Raw genomic sequence first — 24,553 nt, 5'->3', positions numbered from 1 at the left:
ATAAATATCAATAAGTTGAAAGCTCATTCGGTTGAAGCTTTTGTAGGCCGGGTAAGGCATAGCCGCCACCCGACTTTCACTCACTTTCAGGTTATCCTTAAGGCAAATTCAGCGGTCATCTTCCAGGCTTATCCTTTTTATTCATAAGGATGCCTGACATGAAACGTTTCTTTCTCTCCCTATTCTCAAGCCCGGAATCCTTACTGCAGGTGATGAGTCAGCAGGAAATTATTGAAGCCGTGGAAGATGGCGACCGCATCATCATCGACCAGGACGGGAACGCCTCGGTGAACTACAAGAGCAACGAGGTGCGGCAGGACTTTCTGCGTCACGTTAACGCGCTGAAGAGGGCCTGATATGGGAACGGCGATATTTATGGTGCTGATGGTCTGCGGGTACTGGTACACCAGCCGCGACCTGTCGACCCGCTTTAAAATCAAGCGTTCCTTCGGTTGGGATGTCTATTTTCTCGTTGCGCTTTACGGCTGTATTTTCGTTCTGCAAGGGGTGATTGCCACGGGGTTACTCTGGCTGCTGCTGCTTAGCCTTTCCGCCGCCAACAACGCTTTCCATTTTGCCTCACCGAAATACACCGACTGGCAAATCGACTTTATGAACTGGAGTTTTTTAGGCATTCAGGCGCCGGTGGTGGTAATGCTGGCGTTTGCCATCCTGTTTTGTCTCTACCGGTCTAACTGGGCAGGCAGTGCCAGGCTGGATGGCGAGAGTCGGAAAAAGCTCTACAAACGGCTTGCGCAGGCGAGCGGGATCGAGCAACTGCTCTATCAATGTATGGAGCAAGGCGAGCTGGCGCAGGTCACGCTCCGCTCGAGGCGGATATACGTGGGTATGATCCACACCGCGACGCTGGAATATGAAAAAACGGCCAATATCGTGCTGATCCCGATGTTGAGCGGGTACCGGGACGAGAAGACGATGAACCTGCGCATCGAGAATAATTACAGCCGGTGGTACGCCGAGCATGACATTACGCTCGACTCGGAACCCCGCAGCGCCATGTCATTCCGCAAGGTGATTTTACTCAATCAGATTGAGAGCATCTCGCTGTTCGATCCCGCCAGCGCCAGCGCGCTGTCGCTGGCACAGCGGGATGAGAGCCCTGGCCCTAAAGAGACATCCCCATAATTCTGAGTATGCTCTGCTGTGAGGCTGTTTCAAAAAGGACGTTCTTAATGCAGAGCATGCCCTGCTTCTGGTAGAACCGGTACGCTCCTCCGTTCTGCTCAAGCACTTCCAGCCAGAGATAGTCCTTTCCCCTGCTCCGGGCCATGTCGATAATTTTATTGAACAGGTCCTGACCATAGTTCTTGCCGGTCTCGGCAGGATCGAGGTAGAGCTTGTTGAGGAGAACGCCCCTCTTGTCCGTTTCTGGAAGCATGGCGTCCCAGGTCACTTTCATGAATCCCACTGGCCGATCGGTCTCTGCAACATACCAGGACACAGTGTTATCTATCAGGCTCTGTTCAAGTACAGAAACGGCGTACTCGCCGTCCAGAAAGGCCTTCATCTCGGCGTCTGATACCCACAGATGCTGAAAATGGGCGGGGTAAATGCGGTATCCAAGTTCGCTTAAGAGCGAAGAATCGGCCCCGCTGGCCTGTCGAATTCGAAGAGTCATGGAAGGTATCCCTGGTCATCACCCGCGTTGGGCATGTTGATAGAGGTCCCAGCGGTTGCCGTAAATATCTTCAAACACCACCACCATACCGTACTCTTCCTCACGAGGTTCTTCACAAAAATGAACGCCTTTTGCTTTCATGGCATGGTAATCGCGCCAAAAATCATCCGTCTGAAGGAACAGGAAAACTCGGCCACCGCATTGATTACCAATAAAATCTTCCTGCCTCTCGTTAGACGCACGAGCCAGCAAAATATTGCAGTCGCTTTCCGGGTTGGGTGAGACGACTACCCAGCGCTTTCCCGGTTGGGGCGTATCCTCTACAAGGGTAAACCCCAGCTTGTCGGTGTAGTATTCAATGGCACGATCGTAGTCATCAACCACAATAGCCACGCAGCCGAGGCATCGTTTCTGTGTTCTCATTTCCGTTACCTTTACTCTAAATGGTTATGCTCAGCGCTTTTCCACTGAATACGCGCACATAAAAACAGCGATCGCATGCGTAACCCGACGAGCAATTTCTTCATCAGATAAGCTTTTTCTGGCGCCAAGCTTTATCTCAAGGCTTGTCATCCCGAGCCATAACCCGGCCAGGTCGTCAGCTGCTTCGCGCGGGGAGCACGCGATCAGTAAGCCCTTTTCAACGGCTTCACCGATAATTGTCTCCAGCATCTGCTGCGCCCTGCCGGGACCTGCCGCATAAAAACGCGCGGGTAACTCCGGATGACGAATAGCGGCGGAGGCAATTAAGCGGTCCCAGCCCGTCAGCTCGCGCTGGTTGATGAAGCGGACAAAACGGTTGCCAAACGCGGTTAAGACCTCGGTCAACGACAGATGATGCCGCTCGGAAAAATCACTGTCACTGATGGTCAGATCCGATTCCTTACGGAGTACGGCCTCAACAAGCAGATCTTTATCCGCGAAATTGGCATAAAGCGTGGCTTTTGCCACCCCGGCAACGCGGGCAATTTCTTCCGTCGTGACATCGAGGCCTTTCTCGAGAAACAGGCTTCTTGCGGCCTGCAGTATCGCCTGCTCCTTTGACGGATCTTTTGGGCGGCCTTTCTGCCGAACCTTTTCTCTCATCGTTTACGACCTGACAAAAGCATGCTCATCATGAGCCCCCCGATAACGGTTATGTGTTCAAGCGCGATATGAAACTCCTGGGTGCGCTGGGGCTCGCTAAATTTCCAGAATGGATGCCCCACCGGAATGGTGAGTAATGTAAACACAATCAGCATTGCCGATCCAATCCATCCGTAGCCCGCAAAATTCGAAATCACCAGAGCAGAGCCTACAAGCTGACAGAGAATGGTGCCTGTCGCGAATAAGACGGGCCAGGGGAGACCCACGTCCACCATTTCCAGCACAATCTCTCCAAAGTTGAACAACCCGTAAAAGCCTGCCATCCAGAAGAAAAAGGTCAGTAAAATTCTTGAAAGACAGAGTGTTGGGATAGATGACGTGATTTTTGACACTGAATTATCTCTTTGATCATTTAAAAGACTGGCGAGTCTACTTATTAATTAACAGACCGACAAGTCTGATAAGTGCGATCAACGCCGTGAAACACCAAAACGGGTGGGTGAAAATCAGTGTGAGAACGCGCTAGTCTGCCTCTGGTGAATGGATGGTGAGCGATGAAGACATATGGAAATTATTTTGATGCGCCACGGCGAACCCGAATACAGGGGCGCGGGAAAGGTGTCGTACAGGGAAATGGTGGGATGGATCGACAGCTATAACCGCTCTTCAACGGGCCGCGACAGACCTTCGGAGATGGCTCAAATCCTCGCGTGCCGCGCGCTGACGTTTCTCAGCAGCCCTCTCCCGCGAGCCCTTTCATCATTGAAATCGCTGGGGTGTGAACCGGGCTTAATTGATGAGGTTTTCCGGGAAGCAGAGCTGCCGGTGTTCCGTATTCCGGGGTTACGGCTATCGCCTTTTTACTGGGCAGCGCTGTTTCGCGTTCTTTGGCTCTGCGGCCTGTCTGGCGAGTCAGAGCGCGTAAGCGCCGCAAAAGAACGTGCCGTTAAGGCGGCAGAAATCCTGGTGAATGTAGCGAAGGACTCTGACGGCCCCGTCTTGCTCATGGGGCACGGGGTCATCAACCGGTTCATTGCAAAAGAACTGATCGCATCAGGCTGGAAAGAACAGACTCGTCCGGGTAAGGGGTACTGGGGAGCGGGGGTTTACAGCATTGTATAGCGGCACATGCTGAGGCCGAGGATTGTTCATCCTCGGCGCACGCCAGCCGACTGTTATTCGCAAATGTTGAATGCACCTGTCAGCCATCGTCTGGAGGACTAAGGGGGGATCCTCGCTAGCCCCCGATTAAGTCTGCCAGCGCCCTCTTCAACGACGTGATGACCTCATCCGTCTCCATGCCCATCTGCGCATGAATAATGGCGCCGTCAATGAGCAACATGATTTCATTGACGACGCGCTCATCCGTGATGGTCGTTAGCGACGCAATAATATTCTTTGTTTCGATTTTATGATCGCGGCATATCGCTTTTATTTCACTTTCAATATCTTCGGATTTGGCTTCGGCGCTGGCATTAATAAACGCACAGCCGTGGAACTCGGGCGAAATAAACCATTCACAGAGCGTTGCAGAAATCGCATCAGCAGGTATTTCGCCGTCATCGAGATGTCGGCGCAGCGTGGATTCAAACCAGTTAATCCATATTTCATGCCGATAGTGCAAATAGGCGAGAATAAGTAAACTTTTGCTCGGAAAATGGCGATAAAACGTCACCTTCGTCACTTTCGCCTCTTTAATCAGCGTATCAACCCCCGTCGCCCTGAAGCCCGTGGAATAAAACAGATCGTGCGCCGTGAGTAATATTTTATCCCGGACGCTAATTTTTGTTTCGTTGCCTGCGTGTTCGGTTTTCATTTTTTCGACAGCCTCAAAAAGGGTGTTGACAGCGTTATTTTTCAGGCATAGATTACCCCAAGTAGACAGACCTGTCTACATAAAATCACACTGAGGTAACCGCCATGAACACACGTCCTCCTTTACCGCCCTTCACCCGTGAAAGCGCCATCGAAAAAGTCAGGCTGGCAGAAGATGGCTGGAACAGTCGCGACCCGGCGAAAGTCGCGCTGGCCTATACGCTGGATACCCAATGGCGCAACCGTGCTGAGTTCGCCACCAACCGTGAAGAGGCCCGGGCGTTTCTGGAGCGGAAATGGAAAAAAGAGCTGGATTATCGTCTGATTAAAGAGCTGTGGGCCTTTACGGATAACCGCATCGCGGTCCGCTATGCCTATGAATGGCATGATGATTCAGGCAACTGGTTCCGCTCGTACGGCAACGAGAACTGGGAATTCGACCCTGACGGCTTGATGAAGCGTCGTTTTGCCTGCGTAAACGATATGCCGATAAAAGAATCCGAGCGACTGTTCCACTGGCCGCTGGGCAGACGCCCGGACGATCATCCGTCGCTGAGCGATCTGGGCTTATAGGATTTCTACATCACTCCGGGGCGCCCCGGAGTGATGGGTTTAGAGTGCGCCCAGCTGTTTCATCAGCGTCAGGTTGTCCTCAATATGCCAGTTTGCCGTAATTTTACCGTCGCGGATTTCATAAATATCCGTAGCGATGAAATCTATTTTCTGCCCTTTTCCTTTCAGCGTGCCAAATGTCCCGGTGAATGTGCCGTAAAAATGCAAATGCGAAACCACGCGATTGCCTGAAATAATCATCTGCTCAACGTCACAGCGTAAGTCCGGCACGGCGGCACGAAACGCCCGGGAGGCTAAAATAGCGCCTTCAGGCCCCTGCTTACGACCTTCCGGGGGCGTTTTATCGCTGAAATTCACCGCCAGCGCATCACGCGCCAGGGATTCTTCTCCCGTATTCCAGAACGTTGCATATTCTCTGGCAACGGCTTCATTCGCCCTTAATTGCGCCTGGGACAAGCTCTTATCAACAATAAGCTGTTTCGGCTGAAGCCATTCCAGCTGCGCCGAAAATGTGGTGCCGGACAGACCGGCAAGAATAAGCATCGCCACAGCTGGACGAAAACACGTCGTATATTTCATGATGTCTCTCAACAGAGTATTACGTTACCCGCAGACGATTTCCTGCGGTTCAAACCGGTGGGGATTCAGTTAATTAACGCCCCGCCCTCAATATCAATGACCGACCCCGTGACAAAGGGATTGTCCATGGCGAAAAGATACCCTTGCGCGATGTCCTCCGCCCTTCCCCAGGCCTTGGCTGGCAGGGTTGCCGCCGCGCCGGCGAGCATTTTTTCCCGCGCGGCGGCGTCCATCCCCGCATACGCTTCCGTGTCGGTCAGCCCCGGACTCACGACGTTGACGCGCAGCGGGGAAAGCTCCTTCGCCAGCACTTTTGTCGCGGCCTCAATGGCGGCATTCATCGTGGTTTTTACGATGGCGCCCGCCACGGTGCGGCGCGCCACAAAGCCGCTGGTGAAGGTCAGCGTACCGCGGGGGGCGATGTTCCCGCTGAGATAGCGGGCGACATTGAGGCTTCCCCAGAATTTTGTATCAAAGGCATGTCTTGCCGCACGGAGATCCAGTCCGGAAAGCAGCCCGCCCGGCGCCTGTGAACCCGCCGTGACGACAATATTATTGACCTCGCCCAGCGTTTCACTGAGCGCAACAAGCTCTGCCTCACGGCTGATATCGAGCACGAGGGTGCTAACAGACGCGGCATGAGCGCTCAGTCGTTGCCGTGCCGCGTCCAGTTTTGCGCTGTCGCGCCCAGCAAGCATAATCTCCTCGCCGCGCCCGGCAAGCAGACTTCCCAGGGCGAAACCGATGCCGGACGCGCCGCCGATAATTAAGGTTTTACGGGTCATCATGTTTCCTCCTGCAGGGTGTACGTTGGGTAATCGGTATAGCCCGTGGCGGTCCCGCCAAACAGCGTGGCGGGGTCGCGCACCTGGGCCAGCGGCAAGCGGTGCGACAGCCGGTGAGGCAAATCCGGGTTGGCAATAAACGGTCGTCCGAAGGCAATCAAATCGGCATAGCCCGCCGCCAGAATTTCTTCGGCTTTGGCAAGGTCATAGTTGCCCGCGACGATCAGGGTTCCGCTGAAGGTCTCGCGAAGGGATTGACGGAAACGCTCGGGTATCTGCGGCGCGTCGTCCCAGTCGGCTTCCGCCAGGTGGATGAATGCAATCCCCTTTTGTTCGCACCAGGCCGCAAGCGCGAGTATGGCTTCAGAGACCTGCGGGTCATTCATCCCGCGCTGGGTAATAAACGGCGAAAGACGGATGCCCGTACGTTCGTGACCAATGGCTTCGGCAATCGCGCTTAACACTTCCTGGGCGAAGCGGATCCGGTTAGCCACCGTACCGCCGTACTCGTCGGTGCGTTTGTTGGAGGTTTGGCGCAGGAACTGGTCGATCAGATAGCCGTTTCCACCGTGGATCTCCACACCATCAAACCCGGCCTGGACGGCATTCAAAGCGGCCTGGCGATAGTCCGCGACGATGTTCTGAATGTCCTTGCGTGAGAGCGTTCTCGGCTGCGGGCAGTCAACCATCTCGCCTTCACCACGCTCATTCACCACCCACACCTGCGCGTCCGGGGCCAGCGCTGACGGGGCGACCGGCTGACCGTCCGGGTGAAAACTGGCGTGCGACATTCGCCCAACGTGCCAGAGCTGAGAAAAAATGACGCCGCCCGCCTGATGCACGGCCCCCGTCGTGAGCTGCCATCCTGAAACCTGCTCCGGCGAATGGATGCCGGGCGTCCAGGAGTATCCCTGACCCTGAGGCGAGATCTGCGTGGCTTCGGTGATGATTAACCCCGCGCTGGCCCGCTGCCGGTAATACTCGGCCATCAGCGCGGAGGGAATGTTGCCCGGCTGAAGGGAGCGCGCGCGAGTCATCGGCGCCATGACGATACGATTTTTCAGCTCTAACTGACCCAGCCTGTAACGTTCAAAGAGTGAGGTAGGTTTCATGTTTTCATCCCTTATGGTTTGGATGAAATCACTTTACAGTCGGCATATGATTTTGATAATTACGCTAAAAATAGATGCACTTTTCGGAAAAAATGAATAATGGGTAAACTCGAAGACATGGCCTTACTGGTGGAAGTCGCCAGGGCCGGAAGTCTTTCCGCCGCCGGACGACGCCTGTCGCTTTCCCCTGCCACCATGACGGCCAGGCTGAAGGCGATTGAGGAGCGTTACCAGACGCGGCTGTTTCATCGCTCCACGCGCTCCCTCACCCTGACCCGCGCAGGCGAAGAGTTTTACCACGCCGCGCTGCGCGTGCTGGAAGAGGTGCATCACGCCGAGTCGCTGCTGACGCAAAAAGAAGGCGTGCTCAGCGGCAACATTCGCCTTTCCTCTCCCTCGGACTTTGGCAGACAGTATCTCAGCCCTGCCGTGATTGAATTTTCCCGACGCCATCCTACCGTAAAATTTTACATCTCGCTAAAAGAACACGTTGAGGATCTGGTTGCTAACCGGCTGGATATGAGCGTGCGTTTCGGTAACCTGCCGGACAGCAGCCTTGTCGTCAGAAACATCCGCCCGAACCATCGGGTGCTGGTTGCCTCCGGGGCGTATCTTAACGACCACGGCATCCCCGACACGTTTGCAGATTTAGCCCGACACCGTTGCCTGGCGCTGGAGTCTCAGGGCGTGGTGATGAACGAATGGCGTTTTGAAAAAGAGGGAGAGGAAAACATTGTACGCGTCGAGCCCGCCATGGTGTGCGACGACGGGGCAGTGCTTCGTCAGTGGGCGCTCAGCGGGGCCGGCATCGCGGGGAAATCGTGGTGGGACGTCAAAGACGATGTTGAGGCAGGAAGACTCACGGTGCTGTTTGCCGACAGCTTCACCGGCTTTAGCCGATACGATCGCAAAGATGTCGGGCTGCAGTTTGTTTATCCACAGCGCAGGCTGCAGCCGCTTCAGGTTACGGCGTTCAGTCAGTTTTTTCTCGACTGGCTTAAAAAACATTAACGTAAAAACAGTGATACACTTACTCCACCTGGCCGATTGTCCCGTCTTTACGACGTAAGACAGCACAATAGTAACCAAAGTACAAAATGGTCACTCGTTGCCAACCCTGGCCCGTCACGCTAAGCTTACATAATGACTAAAACTATGAACGCCCCATCAATACGTGGTCCACTTGACCATTCTGTCAGAGAGCAAATCGTCGAAGCAGCTTTTGAGCACTTCGGTCACTACGGCTATGAAAAAACCACCGTCGCCGAGCTGGCGAAATCGATCGGTTTTTCTAAGTCCTACATTTATAAGTTCTTCGATTCCAAGCAGGCTATCGGCGAGGTGATCTGCGCTAACCGCCTGGAGCTGATCATGGCGGCAGTGCTTTCCGCCCTCGAAGGTGCACCGTCAGCAAGCGAAAAATTACGTCGGCTTTTCAAAGCGCTTACCGAGGCAGGAAGCGAGCTGTTTTTCCACGATCGCAAGCTTTACGACATCGCCGCCGTCGCCGCACGCGAGCAGTGGCCGTCGACTGAACGGTATGCTGAAAGCCTGATGAAGCTGATTGAGAGCATCATTATTGAAGGCAGGCAGGCCGGAGAGTTTGAAAGAAAAACGCCGCTGGATGAGGTCACTCAGGCCATCCACATGGTGATGTGTCCTTTTATCAACCCCGTTCAGCTGCAGTACAACCTTGAAATGGCCCCCGCTGCCGCGGTGCTTCTCTCCTCACTGATATTAAGAAGCCTGGCCCCCTAATTTGTGACCATTGACATTATTGGTCACTAGTCAGAGAATGCGGATACCGTCCTGTTACTTCAATAAGGTTTCCCATGCTCAGGCTCACTTCAGCCCGCGTTGCCGTATGTCTTCTGCCGTTTGCCCTGGGGGCGTGCGGCGATAATTCCGCGAGTGACGATCCGCGCACTAAGCCACCGCTTGTCAGATCCGCCTCTGTCGAGATGGCGAACCCTACCGCCCGCGCCTTCACGGGCGTGGTGGTGGCAAGAACGCAAAGCGACCTGGGCTTCAGGGTTCAGGGAAAAATCCTCGAACGCCTGGTGGATACCGGGCAGACCGTCAGACAGGGACAGCCTTTGCTGCGTCTCGATCCTGTTGACCTGAAATTACAGGCCCAGGCGCAGCAGCGCGCGGTGGATGCTGCCCAGGCGCGGGCGAGAAAAGCCACCAGCGATGAGGCGCGCTATCGCGGCCTGGTGGCGTCCGGCGCGGTGTCCGCCTCGGAGTACGATCAGATTAAAGCGGCGGCCGATACGGCCCGGGCAGATCTCAGCGCTGCCCGCGCGCAGGCCAACGTGGCGCAAAACGCCACGGGCTATGCCGTACTGCTGGCGGATTCAGACGGCGTGGTGATGGAGACGCTCGCCGAACCCGGTCAGGTCGTTAGCGCCGGGCAGGTCGTCATCCGCCTTGCCAGAGCAGGACAGCGCGAAGCGCTTGTCCAGCTTCCGGAGACGCTGCGCCCTGCCGTCGGCAGCGAAGCGCAGGCCACGCTTTATGGCAGTGAACAACACCCGGTCACCGCGACGTTGCGCCTGCTGTCTGACTCCGCGGATGCCGCAACCCGCACGTATGAAGCCCGCTACGTGCTGGATGGTCAGCTGGCGAACGCGCCGCTGGGGGCGACCGTCACGCTCAGCATTGAAGACGCGAAAACGGAAGGTCAGGCGATGCAGGTCCCGCTGGCCTCACTCTACGATGCGGGTAAAGGGCCCGGCGTCTGGCGCATTTCCGCCCAGCCAAAAAAGGTCACATGGACACCGGTTAAGGTGCTGAGCGTGGGCGAAGATGCGGTCCAGGTCACGGGTGGCGTGAAGCCTGGGGAGAAGATCGTTGCGTTAGGCGCCCATCTTCTGCACGAAGGTGAAGTTGTCAGGCTGGCAGAACAGCGCCATGCCGCTCCGGCGGAGAATGCACCATGAGCGGAAGCCGCTTCAATCTGTCAGCGCTGGCCGTCCGCGAGCGTTCCGTCACGCTGTTTCTGATCGTTCTGGTGACGATTGCCGGTATTTACGCCTTTTTTGGGCTCGGGCGCGCGGAAGATCCGCCCTTCACCGTGAAGCAGATGACGGCGATCGCCGTCTGGCCGGGCGCAACCGCGCAGGAGATCCAGGATCAGGTAGCCGAACCGCTGGAAAAGCGCCTGCAGGAGCTCAAATGGTATGACCGTACGGAAACCTACACCCGCCCCGGCATGGCGTATATCACCTTGTCACTGCAGGACAAAACCCCGCCTTCTGAAGTGCAGGAGGAGTTCTATCAGGCGCGTAAGAAGCTTGGTGATGAATCCCTGCGTCTTCCGGCGGGCGTCATTGGCCCGATGATCAATGATGAATTCTCGGATGTCACCTTTGCCCTCTTTGCCCTGAAAGCAAAAGGCGAACCGCAGCGGCAGCTGGTACGCGATGCCGAAGGCCTGCGACAGCAGCTTCTGCACGTTCCCGGGGTGAAGAAAGTGAACATTATCGGCGAACAGGCCGAGCGGATTTATATCGCCTTCTCCCATGACCGTCTGGCGACGATGGGCCTCTCACCGCAGGATATTTTCAATGCCCTCAATAGCCAGAACGTCCTGGCCGCGGCGGGTACCATTGAAACCCGGGGCGCACAGATTTTTATCCGCCTGGACGGCGCGTTCGATGAACTGCAGAAAATCCGCGATACGCCTTTAGTCGCCCAGGGCAAAACGCTCACGCTGTCTGATGTGGCAACGGTTGAACGAGGCTATGAAGATCCCCCGACGATGCTGATACGCAATCAGCATGAACCCGCCCTTCTGCTGGGCATTGTCATGCGTGAGGGCTGGAACGGCCTGGCGCTGGGTAAAGCGCTGGATGCGGAAACGGCGAAAATCAACGATAGCCTGCCGCTTGGCATGACCCTGACCAAAGTCACCGACCAGTCCGTCAATATCCGCTCCTCGGTCGATGAGTTTATGATCAAATTCTTCGTCGCCCTGCTTGTGGTCATGGTGGTCTGTTTTGTCAGCATGGGCTGGCGCGTGGGGGTGGTGGTTGCCGCGGCGGTACCGCTGACGCTGGCGGTCGTTTTCGTGGTGATGGAAGCCGCGGGAATAAACTTTGACCGCGTCACGCTGGGCTCCCTGATCCTCGCCCTCGGTCTGCTGGTTGACGATGCCATTATCGCCATCGAAATGATGGTGGTGAAGATGGAGGAAGGTTACGACAGAATCAAAGCCTCGGCCTACGCCTGGAGCCACACCGCCGCGCCGATGCTGGCCGGTACCCTGGTGACGGCCATTGGCTTTATGCCGAATGGTTTTGCACAGTCGACCGCCGGGGAATACACCAGCAATATGTTCTGGATTGTCGGCCTCGCCCTGATTGCCTCATGGTTTGTGGCGGTGGTGTTCACACCGTATCTTGGGGTGAAGATCCTGCCAGCGATCCCCAAAGTGGAAGGGGGTCATGCCGCCATCTATAACACGCCTCGCTATAACCGTTTTCGCCAGCTGCTTGGCCGCGTTATCGCCAGAAAATGGCGCGTGGCCGGGTCCGTGGTCGCCATTTTCATTCTGGCCGTTCTCGGCATGGGGCTGGTAAAAAAACAGTTCTTCCCTACCTCCGATCGCCCGGAAGTGCTGGTTGAAGTACAGATGCCTTATGGCACCTCAATTGCGCAAACCAGCGCCGCAACCGCAAAAATAGAAGCATGGCTGGGCCAGCAGCCGGAAGCCAAAATCGTCACGGCCTATATTGGTCAGGGCTCGCCCCGTTTCTATCTGGCAATGGCTCCCGAGCTGCCCGATCCCTCTTTTGCGAAAATCGTGATCCTGACGGACAGCGAGACGTCACGTGAGGCGCTTAAGTTCAGGCTCAGGGAGGCCGTCGCCAGCGGTCTTGCGCCCGAAGCCCGCGTGCGGGTGACACAGCTGGTGTTTGGCCCCTACTCGCCCTTCCCGGTTGCCTGGCGCGTGTCGGGGCCGGACGTCAAACAGGTACAGGACATCGCCGAACGGGTGAAAGCCGTGCTTCAGGCAAGCCCGATGATGCGAACCGTCAACACTGACTGGGGGTCACGCGTTCCGGTATTGCATTTCACTCTCGATCAGAACCGCCTGCAGGCGACCGGCTTAACCTCCAGCGCCGTTGCCGAGCAGCTTCAGTTCCTGTTATCAGGCGTGCCTGTCACCTCCGTGCGGGAAGATATTCGATCGGTAGACGTCGTTGCCCGCGCGGCGGGTGATATCCGCCTTGACCCGGCAAAAATCGAAGGCTTTACCCTGGTCGGCAATGCGGGACAGCGCGTGCCGCTGTCTCAAATCGGCAGGATTGAGATCGGCATGGAAGACCCGATCCTGCGCCGCCGCGATCGCACCCCCACGATTACCGTACGGGGCGATATCGCCGACAATCTTCAGCCGCCGGACGTGTCGGTCGCCATCATGAAGCAGCTCCAGCCGATCGCCGATGCGCTACCGGCCGGCTACCGTATCGACATGGCGGGTTCGATTGAGGAATCGGGTAAAGCCACGCAGGCCATGTTACCACTGTTCCCGATCATGATTGCCCTGACGCTACTGATCATCATTTTGCAGGTGCGTTCACTCTCCGCGATGGTCATGGTGTTCTTAACCGCGCCGCTGGGGCTGATTGGCGTCGTGCCGACCCTGCTGATATTTAATCAGCCGTTTGGCATCAACGCGCTGGTCGGTTTGATCGCCCTCTCCGGCATTCTGATGCGCAATACACTGATTCTGATCGGTCAAATCGATCATAACCAGAAGGACGGCCTCGATCCGTTCCAGGCGGTGGTCGAGGCGACGGTCCAGCGAGCGCGACCGGTCTTACTCACCGCCATGGCGGCCGTGCTGGCGTTCATTCCCCTGACGCATTCGGTGTTCTGGGGCACGCTGGCCTGGACGCTGATCGGCGGAACGCTGGGCGGGACGATCATTACCCTCGTCTTCCTGCCCGCGATGTATGCGATCTGGTTCCGGATCCGCCCGGTTGAACAACGCGTTCAGCACGGCACGGAAAACGTGTAAACTACCATTGGTAGATAACTAATCTGAGGAAAGCATGGTTGTTAAGCGCTTAAGAAAAGAGGACCGCCGCGTGCAGCTGCTGGAGGTTGCGCGTGGAATCGTGCGTCAGCAAGGCACCGAGGCGTTGACCCTTGGCTATCTGGCAGAACGGGCCAACGTGACCAAGCCCATCCCCTACGACCACTTTGGCGATCGCGAAGGGCTGCTGATGGCGCTGTATCAGGACTATAGCGATCGGCAATTGGCGAAATTCCGCGAGACGCTGGCGGTTGACAGCAAAACGCTGGAGAAGACCATCCGCTTTTTCAGCGCGGCCTATATCGACTGTGCCATTGCCGCCGGGCCTGAAACCGGGCCAATCGCCGCGGCGCTGTCCGGTTCTCGCGCGCTGCAGACGTTCCGGGAAGCATGCGTGGCCGAATGTGCCGACTGCCTGCGCACCGCGCTTTCGCCTTTTATCGTCTTAAAAGGCGTTCAGGGGGAAGCGGTACTGACGGCCATCATTGGCGCGGCGGAGGCGCTCAGCACCGCGGCGGGCAACGGCGTGCTCGCCCGAAACGTTGCGGAAGATACGCTCAGCGGTGCCATGACCGGCGTGCTTGCGACTTACGCGAATAGCACAAAATGATCGCCGGGGGTGGATTGACACCTAAGTTACCAATAGTAACATAAGCATCTCTTCTCCCCCATTTTGAGGTTGCTATGTCTGCTACAAATGCCATGAGTAACGCGCTGATCGTGACGGCTCACCCTGTCGACACGTCCTTGTCCCATTCACTGGCCGCCCGCATTGCCGGAAAATTACGCGAGGAAGGTATGCAGGTTGAGATGGCTGATCTTCATGCTGAAGGGTTTAATCCGGCCATGTCTCGCGCCGATCTTGACTTGTATCACGGGGATCCGAGCGCCCTCCCCGACGATATTCTGCGCGAGCAGCAGCGCGTCGAGCGTGCGGATATGCTGGTGTTTGTCTTCCCGGTGTACTGGTGGTCGGTTCCCGCGCTGTTGAAAGGCTGGTTCGACCGCGTATTGACCCTGAACTGGGCGTATAAGGTGGCTGACGACGGCCGGATCGTGGGCAATTTACGGGATGTTCCCGTTCGCCTGATTGCCACTGGCGGTAGCGATCTCACCGGATTTGATAAACACGGCTATTCGACGGCGATTCAGACACAGATAATCGAAGGGGTATTTGGCTTCTGCGGGTTGAAGAACGTTAAGCTCGATATCCTTTACCAGGCAGACACGGCGACGCCCGAGCAGGTTGACGAATTTCTGAGCGAGATCGGCAACCTAAAATAATATCGGCTATCCATCCAGCAACGGCGTGCCTCCTTCGCCATAAGGAGGCACGAGTTCTCGATGTTACTAACCGTCAGGGATCCTGCTGGCAAACCGGAACGCTCTTTCTTGTGATTAATCAAAAAATAACGAGAAAAGGCCTATCGTCATCACTACACTCATAATCACCTGAATCAAAATAATAAAAAAAGCGATCCCACCTAATACCGTGATTTTTCGACGCAGAATGAAAGTTATGCCCGAAAGTACAGCACTGAACAGAATGGCTTTAAGTATATAGGAAAGCGGCATCATGGCCGGATGACCGGTCTGCACTCCAGCAAGCCCAATGAGACCCAGTAGAAAATTACCGCAAATTCCCCATCCCCAGAAAGTCATCGGTAAGCTCATCTGCCCCGCGACTAATCTTTTCAACATACGCACATCCTTTTTGTGATTTTTTAACGAAACACAACGGTTTTTATCCAGTCTCTCGCACTGTTGGATTGTGCAATAAGTCGAGCCGACAAATACGCAACTACCAAATATGCTGATATGATTTTGTTCATCTTTACATGCATATTGATGGTATTGAAAAGAACTATCGACAGCAAATTTTTAAAGTTTAACGGCTCGTCCGGATATCATTTAAAAGATATATCAGCGAAGGTCATAACATGTTTACGTCAGTTCAGCCAACAACCCCCCTCACCACCACCGGAACCTTCGGCGGCGTGAGTGTATCTGTAGCAAACGACTGACAAACAGAACCTCAATCCCCGCCAGTCTGGACGGGGAAATGTTTCTCCGTTCACCACCCTCTGAATGGAGAAATAAAATGGTTTCGTCTGACAATGCTCTCTTGATTATCGACATGCAGCAGGGCCTCTTTCGGGGCCCGGTTTCCCCTCGCTCCGCCGATGCCGTTCTGGCCAATATCCGCTTGTTAATCGCCAACGCCCGAGACGCGCAGGTATCCGTCTTTTTTGCCCGCCATATTGGGCCGGACGACTCCCCCTTCTCAGAAAAGGGGCCGTTAACCCAGCTGATACCTGAACTGGACGTGAAGGACCAGGACGTTGTTTTCACCAAGCGCTATCCCAGCTGTTTTCGGGATACGGTATTGCTGCGAGAACTTAATCAGCGAGGTATTAAACAGCTGGTCATTGCCGGGATGAAAACAGAGTTTTGCGTCGATACGACCTGCCGGGCCGCACCGGAGCTGGGTTTCAGGACGGAATTAATTTCAGATGCGCATACCACAATGGATAATGACTATTTATCCGCCAGCGACATTATTGCCCATCACAACAGCACGCTGGCAGGCCCGTTTGTGACGCTCTCGACTGCTCGTGACTGGCATTTTAATAGGTCGAGTTGAGTTGGCGGGTTCGTCTCTCTCTTCCCCGGTGCGCCGTTGCGCGCCGGGGACATGAGTGCACAATTACAGGGTAAAACCACCGTCACCCACCTGTGCCTGAGCGTACCATTGCATCAGCTTCTCGGTGCCGGGCTCGTTTTCTGCCGGTGACCATGGGGCGGTATCATGCTCGGGCACGGGCTGATACCCCCCGCGTTTAACCTCAAAAATGACGCCACCTTTATCCAGCGACAGCACGGCATGCCAGGTTCCGGCATCCATCTCCAGCACTTTACACTCTTCACCTAACACCACACGCCGGGTCACGTTGCCGCTGTCGTCAAAATTCAGCACCAGAAAGCGACCGCTCAGCGCCGTCAGCAGTTCAAAGGTGTGAGGATGGCGATGGGGGCGAACATAGGTACCGGGCTCCATTGCAATGGCCAGGCGCTGCACCGGGTCGCTCAGTTCAGGGTGTAAATTACGATGGGCGCGTAAGCGAGGAGAATTTGCGGCCTGCTCGCTTTGCTGCTGCAGGTCACTGAAAGTAATTTGTTTCATATACACCTTTAGGAATGTGGGCTGTCTACGGCAACCCGATTGCCGCAAGACGTTATACCATCCTGAACGGTCGAGGAGCGATGGGATTTGTGAAACAAATCACTGCCGGATGAGTGGTCAATCCCCCGACAGGAAGCTCATCAGTAGAACTGACATGAAAACCGCCATTCCCCTTCTGATGACCGGTGAAAGTAACCGATACCGTTATCCGCCCACATCCAGTTTACTTTTTCTTCTGACCCAACCTGAAAAACAAACTCTTCGATTCCCACACCGTGTTGTATCTCAGTCGGAAATCCCCCTACCTTGGTTCCCCTGTAGCGGTTGAAATCTTCAAAAAAACTATCACTGGCCTGCTCATCATCATTTACGCAAGAGAGATCAATAATATCCCAGGCATCTTCCCATCCAGGAGCATCGTCAATGACACTCAGCCATTGAACTGGAAACGGCCGATACGGCGTGTCCAATTCAGGCAATGGCTGAAGCCCTTCAAGGCTGGCATACTCGCGAATTAACCATCCTTCACCGTGGGGTTCGTCAAAGGGATGTTGTTCCAAATTGTGAAACAACACCAGAAGGGCAATGCTCTTCAACTGGTCAGGAATAACAGGAAGCTCGTCGACCCTGATCTGAAGAAGTGGAAACATTGGTTTGCCCTTCCATGTGGGTAATCCTTCATCTGCGCGAGAAACGCCCTTCAGAAACCATGACGTAATGGGATCTTCAGGCGGCCGAAACCCACCGACCTGCGCGACCGATGCGGGTCTTAGCCTGGTCCGGAGTTCTTCTAAAACTGACGCACACTCTAATCTCATGTTTGCTCGCCTCTGTAGACGCTTGTCGGATAGATATTCTGCTGCTCATTGTAAGTTAATCATCACATCTGGAGAATTTCATTGAATAATGAGACCTATGTTGAGTAAAACTCACATTGAATCCCACTATTTCTCGTTTTTCAAACCTGATCGCATTGAAATACCATCCCTTCATTCCCAATCTCTTCCTGACCTGGAACAGAGAGCGAAACTCAAATAATAAATACACCTGCATGTCTATGGAGTACGTATGACACTCGATGTTCTATTTCATCTAATGAAAATGATCTCACCTGAAAAAAACATCGCGGGTGAAAATATACATACGTTAATAACGTTACTTTCGTCAGAAGGCGATAGCGCTGAGGTGCTTTCACCCTTTATTCATCGCCTGCATCTGCTCTCTTTTGCCCAGAGCAATCCGCGTAACGCCGAAGAGTTACTCTCTGCGCATTTACCCAAAGACGACGGGATCCTTCCGGTTCTGGACTTCGCGGACTGGCCCAGGGTTCGTTACGTGGGGTCAGGTGAAGTTCAGACGCCTGAATCTGAGAAGTACTTCCGTGAAATGACATCGGCTACCAATCTGTTACGTTCTGCGCTGATCGAAGCTGAACGCGCAAAGGGAACGCCTGCACTTTATATTCTGGATAAATTACTCAATCTGAACAGCGCCCTGCCGGAAAGATATAAAAAGATGGCAAATATTCCCTACGCATAAATACGCTCACTATGCGGAATATCTCCCTGTTAATATTCCGCTATTTATTAAATCCGCTTTTCATTGAAATCAAGACAGACAATATCCAAAGAGGGCACCACTGGTGCATTAAGGTTAAGCCAGGTCAGCAACCGTTCAATACTCTGTCCTCTGAGCGAATTTTTCGGCCAGACAAGGTAGTAACCATCTCCTGTTGCTATCGCCTCCCTGAAGGGCAGCGCGAGAAGGCCGCTTTTCAACGCGTCGAGCGTGAGCCGGAGATCGGCCATCGCCACGCCGTGTCCGTGCATGGCCGCAAGGCTTCCCTGCTCCAGGGTGTCGAACACGATCCCACCGCTCATGTCGAGGCCGGGGAATAAGCCCGTCCTTTTCAGCCAGCGCTTCCAGTCCCGTCTGTCCGGTGACGGATGAATAAGATCGCATTCTGGAAGCTGATGCCGGGCAGACTCCAGTAAAGACGGCGTACAAACCGGAATAAGCCATTCGCTGAACAGCAGCCGACTCTCAGTTGACTCGCCGAAATAACCGTTACCGAGGAGGATCGCACAATCATAAGGTTCCCGACTGAAATCAACCGTGTCGAAGTCCATCCAGACGCTGGCAATTTCGATTTTCGGCTTCGCGTGGTTCTCGCGGAAGGATTTAAGCACATCCAGAAGCCATCGCATCGTCAGCGAGCTGGGCGCTTTGAGGCGCAGAAGGTGGTTTTCACTTTTGAATGCGCGACAGGCCCACTCAATAGTCGAGAAACTTTCGCTAAGCTGCCCGGCCAGAATACGCCCGGCATCGCTGACCTCTACTTTCGGACCCTGGCGTTTAAACAGCTCGCAGTCGAACCACATTTCAAGCGTCTGGACATGTCTGCTGACTGCCCCCGGCGTGATATTCAGGACTTCAGCCGCTTTGCTGAAGGAGTTCAGCCGTGCGGCAACTTCGAACGCGCGCAGCGCATACAGTGGCGGTAAAGACATACGTTCCCTTTTTGTCAGGTGTAATCATGCAGTTTTTGTATTATCGGCACTCGGTGACGTTTCACCCCATTCCTCAGCCGGAAACGTCAGCAGCAGCCCTCTGAGCAGAGACTCAAGCTGCGCGCGTTGCGCCTCAGAGAGGTTTCTCAGCAGCGCATTTTGCGTTTCCGTATGCACGAGCAGCGCCTGTTCGATACGAGCCTGCCCGTGCGGCGTCAGGCTGACGAGCGAGCTGCGCTTGTCATCAGGATCGGCAATCCGCCTGATAAGGCCTTGTTGTTCAAGATGGTTGAGCCGGTTCGTCATCGCCCCTGATGTGATCAACAGGGATGTATACAGCTGCGTGGGCGAAAGGCAGTACGGCTCCCCGGCGCGACGCAGCGTGGCGAGAACGTCAAACTCGCCCTCGCGAAAGCCAAACGGCGCCATGGCCAGCGCGCGTTCTTTTCCCAGGTGCTTCATCAGCCTGAGCATTCGGCCAAAAATTTTCATCGACGAGGCGTCCAGCTCAGGCATGGCGCTGCTCCACTGGCCGACAACGAAGTCTACATGGTCTTTCATCTTCACCCCGGATGGCGTGGGAATTTATCGAGTTGTGCGGTACATCTTACACAAAAACAGATTTTATCTTAACGTTAAGATAAATGCTCGCGGCAATTTGCCTGGGCCATTCACAACCGAAAAGGATGCCATGTTGAAACGTACATCACCGTTACTCTTCGCCGTTATCGCTTTTATCGTCGGGCTGAACCTGCGCCCCATTCTGGCCTCGGTCGGCCCTCTTTTCTCCGTGCTGCAGCGCGAAGCGGGGCTGACCGCGACGCAATTCAGCCTGCTGACTACCCTGCCGGTGGCGATGATGGGACTGGCTGCCCTGTGTGGCCCCTGGCTTTTAGCCAGGATCGGTGCCGTCAGGGGAATAATGCTCGGGCTGTTCATCCTGCTGATAGCCTGTTCATTACGCGGTTTTAGCACCTCGCTGACAGGTTTGATGGGCACCGCGTTACTGGGCGGGGCCAGCATCGGCACGATCCAGGCGTTAATGCCTGCTCTGATAAAAAAGGCGTATACGCAAACGGCCTGCACGATCATGTCGCTATTCAGCACGGGCATTATGGCCGGTGCGGCAGTCGCCGCCGCCAGCGCCGAGCCGCTGTTTTCATGGCTCACGCTCAAGCCCGCGCTGGCTATGGCAGGCGTGCTCGCGCTGCTGGCGCTGATGCTGTGGTTACCCCTGGTTAAGCAGCCTCAAGGGGAACAAACAGCACATGAATCCGTTACGCTCTCTTCCTCCCGGACTGGACTCCTTCTGCTCTTTTTTGGCGTGGGGACGGGTGCCTACACGCTGGTCTTAGCCTGGCTGCCCCCGCTCTATATTCAGGCAGGATGGTCCGCACGCAGCAGCGGCTATATGCTGGCCTGGCTGACCTTAACCGAGGTGGCCGCCGGGTTTGCCGTCTCCGCGCTGATCGGTAAATTCCCCGACCGCCGTGTTCCGCTGATAACAGTACTGTTACTGCTGCTGGCGGGATTACTGTGTCTGGTCTTCTCTCCAGGTACGACGCCGGTCTTATCAACCTTGCTGCTTGGCATCGGTATCGGCGCCCTCTTCCCGCTGTCGCTTATCGTCACGTTCGATCATGCGCGAACGCCCGCGCAGGCCGGGAAGTTACTGTCTAAAGTTCAGGGAGGAGGATATATGATCGCCGCGCTCATGCCGCTAGTTGCCGGGATCGTTCGCGACAGTTCGGTCTCGCTGACCAGCGCCTGGCTGGTGATGAGTGCAGGAGTCGTGCTGTTGATCGTTATCGCGTTCACTTTCAAACCCACCGTGAACATGCAGGCGCGGTGAATGCGATACCATAATTGAGAGTCGTATTTAAGACGGCTCTACGCTAAATTCCATCATTTCAGGCTATTAAGGAGTGGATATGTCGCAGACGTTACCGGGAATTGATGTCATGTTCGTCGCCGGGTTCGGGCCCATTTCACAGGATACAGCGTCCAGCACCGCGTTTTATATCCAGACTCTCGGTCTGCCGCTGAAGCCAATGGAGGGCAATGCCGAGTATCTGCTCACTGAAGAGGGACACTTACCGGGCGTGAAGCATTTTGCCGTCTGGCCGCTGTCACAGGCGGCAACGTCCTGTTTTGGTGAATCGGAGTGGCCCGTGGAGCATCCAATACCGCAGGGATGGATTGAATACGAGGTGCAGGATCTCGATTCCGCTACCCGTGTTTTGAGTGAAAAAGGCTATCGGTTGTTGGTCGCCAACCGCACGGAACCGTGGGGACAAACCGTTACTCGCCTGCTCAGCCCGGAAGGTTTGCTGACCGGACTAACAGTTACGCCGTGGCTGCGTGGATAGAGGATGTTATAAGGTGCTGGCTTATATCACGATAGGGACAAATGACTTTCAGCGCGCCGTGAACTTTTATGACGCTATTTTTAACGTGCTGGGCTATTCACGTCTGGCCGCCTGGACTGATAGCTGGGCAATGTGGGGAAACGAAAATCATCCGGATGACGAATTTAGCTTCTGCATTTGTCCTCCTTTTGACCAGCAACCCGCGACGGCGGGAAACGGGACAATGTTCGCATTCAGAGCCGATAGCGCGGAAATTGTCAGACGCTTCCATGCAGTGGGCCTCCGTGCGGGAGGAAAGGATGAAGGCGTGCCCGGTACACGAACCGCCTACGGCCCCGATTTTTATGTTGCCTATCTGCGCGATCCTGACGGGCATAAACTGGCATGCGTTTACCGGAATTATTCACCTGATGCAGATACGCTCTCAGGAGAGGAAGAGTCACGTCACTAATAAAGTTTTAAAGTATGGTCCGCTTTTAGCGAAGAGCGGACCTAAAGAACTTGTGTCAAACATCTGATGATTGATCCCCCACCAGGTTTCAAAAGGACCGGTAGACACCCCGTCCTGCGGAGAGATCACTTCAGCTCCAGCATGCTTATCACATGGGCAATATCCGCGATATCACCAGCTGACAATGGTTGCAGAGGTCGAGGCAGGCAATCCATGTCGGTAAGCCCAAGCACACCAGCAGCAGCGGCAATAACGCGAATACTTCCCCCATGTTTCCGGAAGAGCGACCACAACGGCTCGAGGCGGGTTGTCAGGGCTGTAACGCGTTGATGATCGTTTGCCGCCGCAGCTTCGGTGATTTGTTTCGCCATCTCAGGGAACAGACCGCCACACACGGAATACCACACTTCACAACCGGCGTTTAATCCCAGCCCCGCATAAGCGTCGCCACTAATACCGATTGTTACGCCAGGGCGCAAATGTTGACGTAACGCATTCACCCGCTCAATCGCTGCAGCGGGGCTATCCGGGACGCCAGGGATCTTGACCGAGCGAACCCCCTCAAGTGAGGAGAGACGACCGTGGAGTTCATCCGTAAAGGTAAAATGCGTAGTGCCCGGATTATCATAGATACACACCGGTACAGAAACGTGCCGGGTAACGGTCTCAAAGAGTGAGAAGACTTCTTCGTCACGGAGTGGCTGGTAACTGACCGCCGGGAGTAACAGCGCATTCGCACCAGCTGCCTGTGCATCATCTGCCAGATGCAGAATGGCATCGGTACTGACCGCTCCCACACACACCATAACGGGGATGTTCCCTGCATGCTGTTTTGCCAGCGTTGCTACGCGCTTGCGCTGCTCCCGGGTCAGATAGGCGTAGCTTCCGGTTGACCCCAGGATGCCCATAGAATCAACACGAGCGTCTGTAAGACGGGAAAGAATATGGCTGAAACCCTCTTCATCCACGCCGCTGGCAGTGACTGGGGTTAATGGAAACGCCGACAAACCGGTAAACATAACTGTTTCTCCTGAAGGGTATTACTGCTGTTGTTCTTCGTTGAGAGCAACGTCAAACCACAGACCGGGCATCATTTTTTCCAGGCCGTCGGTCAGCATCTTCCCGGCTTCGTGAAGTCTATCCAGCGGCATCTGCGGGAGACTCTCCAGAATAAACCACATTTGCTGAGCTTCCACGCCTAAGCGGGTTCTGATCCCCTGTCGCCAATTCCAGCGACGGCAGGTCACGCCGATATCATCACACCAGATAACCTCGCCTTGTGAAGGATACTCAACGGTGGCCTCTCCCTCTTTGACGGTATCAAAAGGCTCTGTTCCTTTTGCCACAGTCAGACGCGGCGCCCCCTGATAGGCAGAGAGATTCTCTCCACCAACCGGAACGGCATAGCGGAGACTAACGGCATTATAAAGATCAACGATAGGATCGAGCGCTGGCATCGTTCCGTCACGTAACACGCGCTTGCGTAACGCATCCGCAGAGCAAGGAGTGCGTTTAGGTTTAGCACCAAACTTTTGAAAAACGTCGGCCCATGCCGCCAGATGAGAGTCCGCCCACTCTGGTTCACCGGCCAGAACGGCTTCACAGGCTTCACGCAGCGCCATTTCTCCAGTGTCGGGATTAAGCACTGGCGCAGCTTTTACGCAGATGCTGAGTGCCCGAAAACCGGGAGCAATACGATAAATTTCAGGGGCAATTGACGGCGATACTGTTAGCACGTGATAATCCTGTAATGACCAATTTATTCCATGATAATGACCAATGACCAAAAAAGTCAATTTAATGACCGATGCAAATTCGATCGCCAGTTCCGTGAATGAAGCCGTATCGCAGCGAATAAAACTGTATCGTAAGCAAAAGAAAATCTCCCTTGATGAACTCTCGCGTCGGGCAGGCGTCAGCAAGGGAGCGCTGGTTGAGATAGAGGGATGCCGGGCGAATCCCAGCATTGCCCTGCTATGCCGCCTGGCTGCCGCAATGGGGGTTTCAGTGGCTGATTTTGTGGATGTCAGTTCAAAACCGACCGTGCATCTCATCGCTGAAGATGAGATCCCTGAATTGTGGGAAGGTGAAAAAGGCGGGAGAGCAAGATTGCTCGCAGGGTCAGGTGGCCCTGATATGACCGAACTCTGGATGTGGGAAATGCAGCCGGGGGAAAAGTTTGCGTCCCCCGGCCACACGGAAGGTACGCTTGAACTGTTTTATGTGCAGTCGGGCACGCTCACACTCGGCGTACAGGAACACGTGTATCGGGTAAATACTGGCTGTTCGGCAACCGCCAGAACGGACGTTCCTCATTTCTATGAAAACCAGGGGGAGAACCCGCTGGTATTTATCATGACAGTACATGAAAAAGCATCCTGAGCATTCCCCGGCATAGAGGACA

General features: G+C 54.9%; 31 protein-coding genes. 16 read left to right on the top strand and 15 right to left on the bottom strand.

Features of this window, described 5'->3' with window-relative positions; translation table 11 throughout:
• Window positions 1-158: 158 nt before the first annotated feature.
• Together ACMGGQ_RS09020 and ACMGGQ_RS09015 are read left to right on the top strand one after the other, a co-directional pair.
• Window positions 159-356 carry a hypothetical protein gene (locus tag ACMGGQ_RS09020; RefSeq protein ID WP_008502331.1) on the top strand — a complete coding sequence of 66 codons (198 nt, stop codon included), beginning with the start codon at window positions 159-161 and terminating at the stop codon, window positions 354-356.
• A gap of 1 nt (window position 357) precedes the next feature.
• Window positions 358-1,146, top strand: a complete 789-nt coding sequence (locus tag ACMGGQ_RS09015; RefSeq protein ID WP_045910465.1) for a hypothetical protein — start codon at window positions 358-360, stop codon at window positions 1,144-1,146.
• Here ACMGGQ_RS09015 and ACMGGQ_RS09010 read toward each other — a convergent pair.
• From ACMGGQ_RS09010 to ACMGGQ_RS08995, 4 genes are read right to left on the bottom strand one after another with little or no spacing between them, the layout of a single operon-like run.
• A complete protein-coding gene (locus tag ACMGGQ_RS09010; RefSeq protein ID WP_277718818.1) occupies window positions 1,127-1,639 on the bottom strand; it encodes a GNAT family N-acetyltransferase in 513 nt (170 codons plus the stop codon). The genes ACMGGQ_RS09015 and ACMGGQ_RS09010 overlap by 20 nt on opposite strands.
• An 18-nt stretch (window positions 1,640-1,657) precedes the next feature.
• Window positions 1,658-2,062: a VOC family protein gene (locus tag ACMGGQ_RS09005; RefSeq protein WP_252073338.1), complete on the bottom strand. Its 405-nt coding sequence runs from the start codon at window positions 2,060-2,062 to the stop codon at window positions 1,658-1,660.
• 30 nt (window positions 2,063-2,092) lie between these two features.
• Window positions 2,093-2,725, bottom strand: coding sequence for a TetR/AcrR family transcriptional regulator (locus tag ACMGGQ_RS09000; RefSeq protein ID WP_021241367.1), 633 nt, complete (start codon window positions 2,723-2,725; stop codon window positions 2,093-2,095).
• Window positions 2,722-3,117, bottom strand: a complete 396-nt coding sequence (locus ACMGGQ_RS08995) for a DoxX family protein (protein WP_072052297.1) — start codon at window positions 3,115-3,117, stop codon at window positions 2,722-2,724. The genes ACMGGQ_RS09000 and ACMGGQ_RS08995 overlap by 4 nt, the downstream gene beginning before the upstream one ends.
• A 172-nt stretch (window positions 3,118-3,289) precedes the next feature.
• Here ACMGGQ_RS08995 and ACMGGQ_RS08990 point away from each other — a divergent pair, with 172 nt between their 5' ends.
• A complete protein-coding gene (locus ACMGGQ_RS08990; protein WP_032674726.1) occupies window positions 3,290-3,847 on the top strand; it encodes a histidine phosphatase family protein in 558 nt (185 codons plus the stop codon).
• A 115-nt stretch (window positions 3,848-3,962) separates the two neighbouring features.
• Here ACMGGQ_RS08990 and ACMGGQ_RS08985 read toward each other — a convergent pair whose 3' ends face one another.
• Window positions 3,963-4,541 carry a TetR/AcrR family transcriptional regulator gene (locus ACMGGQ_RS08985; protein ID WP_420289891.1) on the bottom strand — a complete coding sequence of 193 codons (579 nt, stop codon included), beginning with the start codon at window positions 4,539-4,541 and terminating at the stop codon, window positions 3,963-3,965.
• A 104-nt stretch (window positions 4,542-4,645) separates the two neighbouring features.
• Here ACMGGQ_RS08985 and ACMGGQ_RS08980 point away from each other — a divergent pair, with 104 nt between their 5' ends.
• Window positions 4,646-5,113: a DUF1348 family protein gene (locus tag ACMGGQ_RS08980; RefSeq protein ID WP_021241363.1), complete on the top strand. Its 468-nt coding sequence runs from the start codon at window positions 4,646-4,648 to the stop codon at window positions 5,111-5,113.
• A gap of 39 nt (window positions 5,114-5,152) precedes the next feature.
• On the opposite strand, the gene ACMGGQ_RS08975 is transcribed toward ACMGGQ_RS08980, so the two are convergent.
• The 3 genes from ACMGGQ_RS08975 to ACMGGQ_RS08965 all read right to left on the bottom strand — a co-directional run bounded on the left by ACMGGQ_RS08975 (window position 5,153) and on the right by ACMGGQ_RS08965 (window position 7,589).
• Window positions 5,153-5,692 (bottom strand): ester cyclase, encoded by a 540-nt coding sequence (locus ACMGGQ_RS08975; protein ID WP_420289890.1) that lies wholly within the window; start codon window positions 5,690-5,692, stop codon window positions 5,153-5,155.
• 65 nt (window positions 5,693-5,757) lie between these two features.
• On the bottom strand, window positions 5,758-6,480 hold the full coding sequence (locus tag ACMGGQ_RS08970; protein WP_196352314.1) for an SDR family oxidoreductase: 723 nt from the start codon (window positions 6,478-6,480) through the stop codon (window positions 5,758-5,760).
• Entirely contained in the window at window positions 6,477-7,589 is a 1,113-nt protein-coding gene (locus ACMGGQ_RS08965; protein ID WP_420289889.1) for an alkene reductase, read from the bottom strand. The genes ACMGGQ_RS08970 and ACMGGQ_RS08965 overlap by 4 nt, the downstream gene beginning before the upstream one ends.
• Before the next feature lie 99 nt (window positions 7,590-7,688).
• Between ACMGGQ_RS08965 and ACMGGQ_RS08960 the strand changes: the two genes are divergently transcribed.
• The 6 genes from ACMGGQ_RS08960 to ACMGGQ_RS08935 all read left to right on the top strand — a co-directional run bounded on the left by ACMGGQ_RS08960 (window position 7,689) and on the right by ACMGGQ_RS08935 (window position 14,919).
• Window positions 7,689-8,600 (top strand): LysR substrate-binding domain-containing protein, encoded by a 912-nt coding sequence (locus ACMGGQ_RS08960; RefSeq protein WP_420289888.1) that lies wholly within the window; start codon window positions 7,689-7,691, stop codon window positions 8,598-8,600.
• 132 nt (window positions 8,601-8,732) lie between these two features.
• Entirely contained in the window at window positions 8,733-9,347 is a 615-nt protein-coding gene (locus ACMGGQ_RS08955) for a TetR/AcrR family transcriptional regulator (protein ID WP_045910456.1), read from the top strand.
• A 74-nt stretch (window positions 9,348-9,421) separates the two neighbouring features.
• Window positions 9,422-10,531 carry an efflux RND transporter periplasmic adaptor subunit gene (locus ACMGGQ_RS08950; protein ID WP_420289887.1) on the top strand — a complete coding sequence of 370 codons (1,110 nt, stop codon included), beginning with the start codon at window positions 9,422-9,424 and terminating at the stop codon, window positions 10,529-10,531.
• Entirely contained in the window at window positions 10,528-13,617 is a 3,090-nt protein-coding gene (locus tag ACMGGQ_RS08945; protein WP_420289886.1) for an efflux RND transporter permease subunit, read from the top strand. Before ACMGGQ_RS08950 ends, ACMGGQ_RS08945 begins: the two co-directional genes overlap by 4 nt.
• A gap of 34 nt (window positions 13,618-13,651) precedes the next feature.
• Complete coding sequence (locus tag ACMGGQ_RS08940) at window positions 13,652-14,245, top strand: TetR/AcrR family transcriptional regulator (protein WP_045910453.1); 594 nt, start codon at window positions 13,652-13,654, stop codon at window positions 14,243-14,245.
• Between the two features lie 74 nt (window positions 14,246-14,319).
• On the top strand, window positions 14,320-14,919 hold the full coding sequence (locus tag ACMGGQ_RS08935) for an NAD(P)H-dependent oxidoreductase (protein ID WP_048223051.1): 600 nt from the start codon (window positions 14,320-14,322) through the stop codon (window positions 14,917-14,919).
• A 114-nt stretch (window positions 14,920-15,033) separates the two neighbouring features.
• On the opposite strand, the gene ACMGGQ_RS08930 is transcribed toward ACMGGQ_RS08935, so the two are convergent.
• Window positions 15,034-15,336, bottom strand: a complete 303-nt coding sequence (locus ACMGGQ_RS08930) for a hypothetical protein (protein ID WP_420289885.1) — start codon at window positions 15,334-15,336, stop codon at window positions 15,034-15,036.
• Window positions 15,337-15,736: 400 nt separating this feature from the next.
• Here ACMGGQ_RS08930 and ACMGGQ_RS08925 point away from each other — a divergent pair, with 400 nt between their 5' ends.
• Window positions 15,737-16,279: a cysteine hydrolase family protein gene (locus tag ACMGGQ_RS08925; protein ID WP_420289884.1), complete on the top strand. Its 543-nt coding sequence runs from the start codon at window positions 15,737-15,739 to the stop codon at window positions 16,277-16,279.
• A 63-nt stretch (window positions 16,280-16,342) separates the two neighbouring features.
• Here the strand turns inward: ACMGGQ_RS08925 and ACMGGQ_RS08920 are convergent, their stop codons facing one another.
• Both ACMGGQ_RS08920 and ACMGGQ_RS08915 read right to left on the bottom strand, forming a co-directional pair.
• Complete coding sequence (locus ACMGGQ_RS08920; protein WP_420289883.1) at window positions 16,343-16,819, bottom strand: WbuC family cupin fold metalloprotein; 477 nt, start codon at window positions 16,817-16,819, stop codon at window positions 16,343-16,345.
• A gap of 140 nt (window positions 16,820-16,959) precedes the next feature.
• A complete protein-coding gene (locus tag ACMGGQ_RS08915; RefSeq protein ID WP_420289882.1) occupies window positions 16,960-17,637 on the bottom strand; it encodes a DUF1963 domain-containing protein in 678 nt (225 codons plus the stop codon).
• A 250-nt stretch (window positions 17,638-17,887) separates the two neighbouring features.
• On the opposite strand from ACMGGQ_RS08915, the gene ACMGGQ_RS08910 reads away from it, so the two are divergent.
• Entirely contained in the window at window positions 17,888-18,358 is a 471-nt protein-coding gene (locus ACMGGQ_RS08910) for a hypothetical protein (RefSeq protein WP_420289881.1), read from the top strand.
• Window positions 18,359-18,405: 47 nt separating this feature from the next.
• Here the strand turns inward: ACMGGQ_RS08910 and ACMGGQ_RS08905 are convergent, their stop codons facing one another.
• On the bottom strand, window positions 18,406-19,329 hold the full coding sequence (locus ACMGGQ_RS08905) for a LysR substrate-binding domain-containing protein (protein ID WP_262805568.1): 924 nt from the start codon (window positions 19,327-19,329) through the stop codon (window positions 18,406-18,408).
• A gap of 24 nt (window positions 19,330-19,353) precedes the next feature.
• Window positions 19,354-19,890 (bottom strand): MarR family winged helix-turn-helix transcriptional regulator, encoded by a 537-nt coding sequence (locus ACMGGQ_RS08900; protein WP_048223035.1) that lies wholly within the window; start codon window positions 19,888-19,890, stop codon window positions 19,354-19,356.
• 130 nt (window positions 19,891-20,020) lie between these two features.
• Between ACMGGQ_RS08900 and ACMGGQ_RS08895 the strand changes: the two genes are divergently transcribed.
• The 3 genes from ACMGGQ_RS08895 (at window position 20,021) to ACMGGQ_RS08885 (ending at window position 22,149) form a co-directional block, all read left to right on the top strand.
• Complete coding sequence (locus tag ACMGGQ_RS08895) at window positions 20,021-21,181, top strand: MFS transporter (RefSeq protein WP_420289880.1); 1,161 nt, start codon at window positions 20,021-20,023, stop codon at window positions 21,179-21,181.
• A 79-nt stretch (window positions 21,182-21,260) separates the two neighbouring features.
• Window positions 21,261-21,698 (top strand): VOC family protein, encoded by a 438-nt coding sequence (locus ACMGGQ_RS08890; RefSeq protein ID WP_106105945.1) that lies wholly within the window; start codon window positions 21,261-21,263, stop codon window positions 21,696-21,698.
• 13 nt (window positions 21,699-21,711) lie between these two features.
• Window positions 21,712-22,149 carry a VOC family protein gene (locus ACMGGQ_RS08885; protein ID WP_420289879.1) on the top strand — a complete coding sequence of 146 codons (438 nt, stop codon included), beginning with the start codon at window positions 21,712-21,714 and terminating at the stop codon, window positions 22,147-22,149.
• A 125-nt stretch (window positions 22,150-22,274) separates the two neighbouring features.
• Here the strand turns inward: ACMGGQ_RS08885 and ACMGGQ_RS08880 are convergent, their stop codons facing one another.
• Together ACMGGQ_RS08880 and ACMGGQ_RS08875 are read right to left on the bottom strand one after the other, a co-directional pair.
• Window positions 22,275-23,168: a dihydrodipicolinate synthase family protein gene (locus tag ACMGGQ_RS08880; protein WP_262805565.1), complete on the bottom strand. Its 894-nt coding sequence runs from the start codon at window positions 23,166-23,168 to the stop codon at window positions 22,275-22,277.
• 21 nt (window positions 23,169-23,189) lie between these two features.
• Window positions 23,190-23,885: a B3/4 domain-containing protein gene (locus ACMGGQ_RS08875; RefSeq protein ID WP_420289878.1), complete on the bottom strand. Its 696-nt coding sequence runs from the start codon at window positions 23,883-23,885 to the stop codon at window positions 23,190-23,192.
• 43 nt (window positions 23,886-23,928) lie between these two features.
• Here ACMGGQ_RS08875 and ACMGGQ_RS08870 point away from each other — a divergent pair, with 43 nt between their 5' ends.
• Window positions 23,929-24,531: a helix-turn-helix domain-containing protein gene (locus ACMGGQ_RS08870; protein WP_045910440.1), complete on the top strand. Its 603-nt coding sequence runs from the start codon at window positions 23,929-23,931 to the stop codon at window positions 24,529-24,531.
• The last annotated feature ends 22 nt before the right edge of the window (window positions 24,532-24,553 follow it).

Source organism: Enterobacter sp. BNK-13 (assembly GCF_048685015.1).
Lineage (GTDB): Bacteria > Pseudomonadota > Gammaproteobacteria > Enterobacterales > Enterobacteriaceae > Enterobacter > Enterobacter quasiroggenkampii.
Note: the sequence above shows the minus strand (reverse complement) of the source record. Positions and strands in the feature narration are given on the sequence as shown.

Coding starts and splice junctions, on each gene's coding strand:
- ACMGGQ_RS09020 (WP_008502331.1), top strand. CDS start 159: ATGAAACGTTTCTTTCTCTCCCTATTCTCAAGCCCGGAATCCTTACTG.
- ACMGGQ_RS09015 (WP_045910465.1), top strand. CDS start 358: ATGGGAACGGCGATATTTATGGTGCTGATGGTCTGCGGGTACTGGTAC.
- ACMGGQ_RS09010 (WP_277718818.1), bottom strand. CDS start 1,639: ATGACTCTTCGAATTCGACAGGCCAGCGGGGCCGATTCTTCGCTCTTA.
- ACMGGQ_RS09005 (WP_252073338.1), bottom strand. CDS start 2,062: ATGAGAACACAGAAACGATGCCTCGGCTGCGTGGCTATTGTGGTTGAT.
- ACMGGQ_RS09000 (WP_021241367.1), bottom strand. CDS start 2,725: ATGAGAGAAAAGGTTCGGCAGAAAGGCCGCCCAAAAGATCCGTCAAAG.
- ACMGGQ_RS08990 (WP_032674726.1), top strand. CDS start 3,290: ATGGAAATTATTTTGATGCGCCACGGCGAACCCGAATACAGGGGCGCG.
- ACMGGQ_RS08985 (WP_420289891.1), bottom strand. CDS start 4,541: ATGAAAACCGAACACGCAGGCAACGAAACAAAAATTAGCGTCCGGGAT.
- ACMGGQ_RS08980 (WP_021241363.1), top strand. CDS start 4,646: ATGAACACACGTCCTCCTTTACCGCCCTTCACCCGTGAAAGCGCCATC.
- ACMGGQ_RS08975 (WP_420289890.1), bottom strand. CDS start 5,692: ATGAAATATACGACGTGTTTTCGTCCAGCTGTGGCGATGCTTATTCTT.
- ACMGGQ_RS08970 (WP_196352314.1), bottom strand. CDS start 6,480: ATGATGACCCGTAAAACCTTAATTATCGGCGGCGCGTCCGGCATCGGT.
- ACMGGQ_RS08965 (WP_420289889.1), bottom strand. CDS start 7,589: ATGAAACCTACCTCACTCTTTGAACGTTACAGGCTGGGTCAGTTAGAG.
- ACMGGQ_RS08960 (WP_420289888.1), top strand. CDS start 7,689: ATGGGTAAACTCGAAGACATGGCCTTACTGGTGGAAGTCGCCAGGGCC.
- ACMGGQ_RS08955 (WP_045910456.1), top strand. CDS start 8,733: ATGACTAAAACTATGAACGCCCCATCAATACGTGGTCCACTTGACCAT.
- ACMGGQ_RS08950 (WP_420289887.1), top strand. CDS start 9,422: ATGCTCAGGCTCACTTCAGCCCGCGTTGCCGTATGTCTTCTGCCGTTT.
- ACMGGQ_RS08945 (WP_420289886.1), top strand. CDS start 10,528: ATGAGCGGAAGCCGCTTCAATCTGTCAGCGCTGGCCGTCCGCGAGCGT.
- ACMGGQ_RS08940 (WP_045910453.1), top strand. CDS start 13,652: ATGGTTGTTAAGCGCTTAAGAAAAGAGGACCGCCGCGTGCAGCTGCTG.
- ACMGGQ_RS08935 (WP_048223051.1), top strand. CDS start 14,320: ATGTCTGCTACAAATGCCATGAGTAACGCGCTGATCGTGACGGCTCAC.
- ACMGGQ_RS08930 (WP_420289885.1), bottom strand. CDS start 15,336: ATGTTGAAAAGATTAGTCGCGGGGCAGATGAGCTTACCGATGACTTTC.
- ACMGGQ_RS08925 (WP_420289884.1), top strand. CDS start 15,737: ATGGTTTCGTCTGACAATGCTCTCTTGATTATCGACATGCAGCAGGGC.
- ACMGGQ_RS08920 (WP_420289883.1), bottom strand. CDS start 16,819: ATGAAACAAATTACTTTCAGTGACCTGCAGCAGCAAAGCGAGCAGGCC.
- ACMGGQ_RS08915 (WP_420289882.1), bottom strand. CDS start 17,637: ATGAGATTAGAGTGTGCGTCAGTTTTAGAAGAACTCCGGACCAGGCTA.
- ACMGGQ_RS08910 (WP_420289881.1), top strand. CDS start 17,888: ATGACACTCGATGTTCTATTTCATCTAATGAAAATGATCTCACCTGAA.
- ACMGGQ_RS08905 (WP_262805568.1), bottom strand. CDS start 19,329: ATGTCTTTACCGCCACTGTATGCGCTGCGCGCGTTCGAAGTTGCCGCA.
- ACMGGQ_RS08900 (WP_048223035.1), bottom strand. CDS start 19,890: ATGAAAGACCATGTAGACTTCGTTGTCGGCCAGTGGAGCAGCGCCATG.
- ACMGGQ_RS08895 (WP_420289880.1), top strand. CDS start 20,021: ATGTTGAAACGTACATCACCGTTACTCTTCGCCGTTATCGCTTTTATC.
- ACMGGQ_RS08890 (WP_106105945.1), top strand. CDS start 21,261: ATGTCGCAGACGTTACCGGGAATTGATGTCATGTTCGTCGCCGGGTTC.
- ACMGGQ_RS08880 (WP_262805565.1), bottom strand. CDS start 23,168: ATGTTTACCGGTTTGTCGGCGTTTCCATTAACCCCAGTCACTGCCAGC.
- ACMGGQ_RS08870 (WP_045910440.1), top strand. CDS start 23,929: ATGACCAAAAAAGTCAATTTAATGACCGATGCAAATTCGATCGCCAGT.